General features: G+C 55.0%; 6 protein-coding genes. 3 read left to right on the top strand and 3 right to left on the bottom strand.

Going from position 1 to position 5,089, the window contains the following annotated elements; translation table 11 throughout:
* Together MKMG_RS10535 and MKMG_RS10540 are read left to right on the top strand one after the other, a co-directional pair.
* The coding region (locus tag MKMG_RS10535) for a PEGA domain-containing protein (RefSeq protein ID WP_165077836.1) at nucleotides 1–803 on the top strand (803 nt) is incomplete at its 5' end.
* Between the two features lie 129 nt (nucleotides 804–932).
* Complete coding sequence (locus tag MKMG_RS10540) at nucleotides 933–1,724, top strand: DUF2115 domain-containing protein (RefSeq protein WP_165077837.1); 792 nt, start codon at nucleotides 933–935, stop codon at nucleotides 1,722–1,724.
* A 9-nt stretch (nucleotides 1,725–1,733) separates the two neighbouring features.
* Here MKMG_RS10540 and MKMG_RS10545 read toward each other — a convergent pair whose 3' ends face one another.
* Both MKMG_RS10545 and MKMG_RS10550 read right to left on the bottom strand, forming a co-directional pair.
* Nucleotides 1,734–2,246 (bottom strand): hypothetical protein, encoded by a 513-nt coding sequence (locus MKMG_RS10545; RefSeq protein WP_165077838.1) that lies wholly within the window; start codon nucleotides 2,244–2,246, stop codon nucleotides 1,734–1,736.
* Between the two features lie 26 nt (nucleotides 2,247–2,272).
* Complete coding sequence (locus MKMG_RS10550) at nucleotides 2,273–2,707, bottom strand: hypothetical protein (protein ID WP_165077839.1); 435 nt, start codon at nucleotides 2,705–2,707, stop codon at nucleotides 2,273–2,275.
* Between the two features lie 328 nt (nucleotides 2,708–3,035).
* Between MKMG_RS10550 and MKMG_RS10555 the strand changes: the two genes are divergently transcribed.
* Entirely contained in the window at nucleotides 3,036–4,058 is a 1,023-nt protein-coding gene (locus MKMG_RS10555; RefSeq protein WP_165077841.1) for a type II glyceraldehyde-3-phosphate dehydrogenase, read from the top strand.
* 167 nt (nucleotides 4,059–4,225) lie between these two features.
* On the opposite strand, the gene MKMG_RS10560 is transcribed toward MKMG_RS10555, so the two are convergent.
* Entirely contained in the window at nucleotides 4,226–4,729 is a 504-nt protein-coding gene (locus tag MKMG_RS10560; protein ID WP_165077842.1) for a VOC family protein, read from the bottom strand.
* Nucleotides 4,730–5,089 lie beyond the last annotated feature (360 nt).

The following is a 5,089-nucleotide window of genomic DNA, read 5'->3' on the forward strand; positions in this document are numbered from 1 at the left end:
GCACAATTACGCTTGCACCGGCTGATTATAATGTGACCGTTCAGCTCGCGGGGTATGAGGAACCGGCCATACAGACCGTCACTGTAACAGACGGGGCAAACGTCGATGCCGTATTTAACCTCGTTCCCATTCCTGAACCGCAGGGAGACCTTACAATCACATCAGTTCCCGCAGGAGCCGCCATATGGATTGACGGTCTGGATACAGGAGAACTGACGAACAGCACGATGCCGCTTGCACCGGCTGACTATAACGTGACCGTTCAGCTCGCGGGATATAAGGAACCGGCCATACAGACCGTCACAGTCGCAGACGGGGCAAACGTCGATGCTGTATTTAACCTCGTTTCGATCCCGGTAAACGTGACCGTGGAAGTCGCTCTCTCAGCAGGGTGGAACATGATCTCTGTTCCGGTGGTGAACGCCACCGTCATTGTCCCGCCGGAGGCAGTTTCTGTATACCGTTACAATGTGAACATCTATGAACCGGTGGATGACCTGGCCAGTGTCCCGCCCGGCGAGGGGATCTGGGTGTCAGCGACCGGCCCGTGCACACTCACCTTCACCGGCCAGGCACTGGACTGCTACAGAGAGCAGATGTCACCCGGCTGGAATATGATCGGCAGCTGCACAGAGATGGTGCCCTTTACCGATCATCTGGTATCCGACCCGGCAGGGGCGCTGACGGATCAGATCTACACCTATGACACGGATAGCGGTACGTATATGAGTCCGGCATCCTGCAACCCCGGCTGCGGCTACTGGGTTCTCGCCAGCACAGGCTGTGAGATCTGCCTCACATAGGCCCGCACGGCAGTGTCTCCGGGGGGCAAACACAAGGCCTCTCTTTTTTCATCCATTCTCTACCCATATGCTGAGAAACAGTCTGCCTGAAACAGAAGACTCATCATCTGCCGGTGCTGAATAGATGGCATGGCAGGGATTCTCTCACGGATACGGAGATGGATATCCGGAGACAGAGAGCCGGGGGATGCCACCTACCGGCCGGAGATCGACTGTATTGTGGATACCGCATCGGTTATATGCAGGGAGACGACACCGTCCGGAGAGATTCTTCCTGCATACCGGACCAGTCTCGCTCTGATACAGGCGTTCTGGAACAAAGCGGCAGCATGCCGAAACAAAGAGGCACTGCTCTTTCTTCTTGCAGACCACGTACGGGAATACCCGCAGGAGAGCCTTCGCCGGATGATGGTGAACTTCGAACGCAAGACACGCGACATTCCCGCTGACTACCGTGACCCCCTCCTCAAAGCTGTCCATGAGGAGATCTTTGACACCCATCACCGCCTGCTGACAGCGGCTGCCTATGAGGGCGAACGGCCCTGGCGCACCGATTCCCTGCGGACAGGGTTTGCAGACTACTGCCGGATGCTACAGAGGGCGGCCGCAATAAAGGCAGAGGAGAAGGGCCCCGCCCTCCTCTCACTGCACTATGCACTCGCCTGCTATGCGATGTATGTGGAGGACGGGCCCGGCCACCCTGTCGGGACGCCCTTTCCGGGCGGGCTCTCTGTCGAGCAGGACGGGTGGGTATATTACTGCCCGGTGCGGGATCATGCAGACGATGTGCCCTTTGCCCTCTGCCCCTTCTGTCCGGCAGTCCAGACCACAGGGGTGCACCTCATCCGCGACCCGCAGGAGAGGGCCCTGATACAAAAACAGGGATATATTGACAACTATTTTACCAATTTCAAGGGCTAAAACAGCCTTTCAGGCAAAGAAGGCGACATAGACACCTGCCACAACAATGATACTCCCTGCCCAGGCAGAGAGGGGCAGGATTCCCAGATATCCTCCTGCAACAAGCACCAGTCCCGCACCGGTGATCAGCAATCCTGCCCGCCGATGCTGCATCGGATCCTTCACCACCTCACGTTGTGTGAACGGGCTCCCCGGCCCACTCTGCCTCTCCTGATCCCCCGAGCGGTACATCCATGAGAACGGCCCGAATCCACCGTTTGGTGAAGAGCGCTGCCTGTTGCGGCTGAAGGGTGCACCTCCTGTGCTGCGGTCCTCTTCCATGAGATTGATCCGGACAAGCAGGTTACCGGTCTGCGACCCGCTCCGGGAGCCGAGGCCTTTCAGGCGCAGCACCACATGTCCGTCAATATGTTCGGGAACCCTGAAGGTGACTGTCTTCCCTTTGAGGTGAATCTCCTTTTTCTTCCCGAGTTCGTCCGGGGTTACCCAGACTGCATATTCACGATCAAGGTCCCCTGCCATCGTCTCTTTGCTCCTTCACCAGCCCTTCAGATGGGAATGGTATTATTTATCTCTGTACCGTCGGCGTAGACGGCAACATAATAGATACCAACCGGTTTCCCCACAGTGCCTGTCTCAACCGGTCCGAGAACTGTCCCCGGCTGCGGGTCTGCAAAGGAGAACCTCTGCGATGAACGCCCATCTTCTGCAAGAATCGCTATCTGCAGGTCTGCCACGTCCCTGCCGTCAGCGCTGCCCCCATACTCAATGGACGCACTTCCGTCTGAAAGAGTGACTACAAACCTGACATTCCCGGTGCTTGTGACGGTTGTCGCACCGAAAAAAACCGGAAAAAGAAGGTAGGCCAGCAGAATGGCCACCACCACAAGAACGGCCACAACAGCCACTTCCCTCTGCATCATGTAACGCTTTTTCAGGGACTGGCCGCAGACCATGCAGATGGTGGCCCCCTCCCCCGGCACCGGTTCCCCACATCGCGGGCATACATTCTGTTTTATTCCCCACACCCCCAGTGTTGATCAAAGGACTACTATGAGCACAGGTCACTTCAACATTGTCATTTTTCAACATCCCCGCAATTCCTCCCCGGTCTTCAGGCCGGGATAGTTGACCATCGTCATTTCATGGACACCGGCCTGTCTCGTCTCACGCACATTCAAAGAGAACCTTTTTTTTGTATTCCCGCTGTATCAATTGCATAATCAGGTGAGAGGGACGGACGAAGGCATGCCATTCCCTGCAGACAGGGGGTGTGCCGGGCCCGGGACTATCATCTGAAGGTGTGCAGCTATGATCAAAGTGGCAATTAACGGATACGGAACTATTGGCAAACGGGTGGCCGATGCAGTGGCCGCCCAGCCGGACATGGAAGTTGTCGGGGTCTCAAAGACCCGGCCCTCAGGTGAGGCATATATTGCAAACGAGCGGGGATACTCTCTCTATATTGCAGATATTACAAAGAAACCGGCCTTTGATGAGGCAGGTATTGCGGTCGCAGGGGATGTGGAGGGCATGCTGCGCCAGTGTGATATCGTCGTCGATGCCACTCCCGGCGGTGTGGGAAAATCGAATAAAGCGCTCTATGAACTCTACAACGTCAAGGCCATATGGCAGGGCGGCGAGAAGCACGAACTGGCAGGCATATCGTTTAATTCATCCTGTAATTACCACGATGCCTTCGGCGCTGACTTTGTGCGTGTGGTATCCTGCAATACGACTGGTCTGTGCCGGATCATCCAGCTGGCAGACGAGGCATATGGTGTGAAGTCGGTTTTTGCAACGATGGTGCGCCGCGGCTCCGACCCCGGCGGGATCAAGAAAGGCCCGGTGGACGCCATTGTCCTCAACCCGGTCACCATTCCGTCCCACCACGGCCCGGATGTGAACACCATCCTCCCGTCTATTGATATCGTGACGACCGCGATGATCGTGCCGACGACCTTTATGCACATGCATGTGATCAGGATGGAACTGGCACGGGAGGCCAGTCGTGAGGGTGTGCTTGATCTGATAAAGAAGCACCCGAGAATCGGCATTGTGAAGGGCGCCTCCGGCATCACCTCCACGGCGGAACTCAGGGAACTGGCCTCGGACATGGGCCGCCCCCGCGGAGACCTCTGGGAGTCCTGCGTCTACGAGGACTCGGTTGCGGTCGGCAAGAACAATGAGCTCTATCTCTTCCAGGCCATCCACCAGGAGGCGGACGTCGTCGTCGAGAACATTGACGCCATCCGTGCAATGATGAAGGGAACGGACACCGCTGAAGAGTCGGTGCGCATCACCAACGAGGCGCTCGGCCTGAAGGCGATCTGATCATTTTTTTCTCACTTTGAGAAACGAAACAGACAGAGAGAAAACAGAGAAGCGGGTGTGACAGACGGTGCTTGTCACATCCTGACATGACTGGGACGGAGATTCACTCCTCTCCCGACCCGGCCAAATACTTTTTTGTAGTGACTGAATTTCTCCCGAACACCGGGTTATTGTTCATCCGTGCCAAGCATATGCTTCACAATCTCCGGTGGCATGGTGGTGGATGCGGCAATTTCATCCGCTGACATGCCGGATGCGGCCAGCCGTTTCACACAGACGTCCATTCTCTCTCCCACCTCGATCATGTGACCGTCCGGGTCAAGGAAGCGTACGGTGAGCTGGCACCAGGGCTGAGCAGTCACCTCATGCACAAACTCAACACCGGCATCATGCGGTTTATCAAATGTCTGGTCCATATCTTCCGTTTCGTAATATAGTTCGAGCATCCGTTTTGATGAAAAACCTCCATCTCCGGCATCAGCAGTTCCGAATATCACGTTTCTGCCGTAATTGCCGTCCCAGATTGCAAGTGCACTTTTAAAACCAACATTTATGCCGAGATCAAGCTCAATTTCCTCTCCCATTACCTCAGTGTAGAATTTCTTTGAAACCTCCACATCGTCTACAAACAGAACGGTTGAATGGAAGGAAAAAATGCTGTTGTCTGCCATACTCTAACGATTCCTGCAGACGGTGATAATACTGCCGCGGGATATATGAAAGTGTCAAGGGCACACGATTTCAGCTCCGGGAATTCTTCATAGATCAGTCGTGTTGTACGATTCATGTCATTTTGGGCAAAAATCCACGCATCTGATTAAGCAACGCTTAAATAACCTCCAAAATGGCCTGCGCCCAGGAAAAACGAGTCCACACAGAAGCCCGGAGTGGGCAGTTCTCAGTCGAGACAACCCATACGTCCTCCCAAAATATCCAGCAATAGCAACCCCACAATACTCCGCAATCAACCGCCATTTTAGCAAATAAAAGGCATTACAACCGTCATTTTCCGGCAGTAAAAAAGAGCAGAA

This window comes from Methanogenium sp. MK-MG, assembly GCF_009914725.1.
Taxonomy (GTDB): domain Archaea; phylum Halobacteriota; class Methanomicrobia; order Methanomicrobiales; family Methanomicrobiaceae; genus Methanogenium.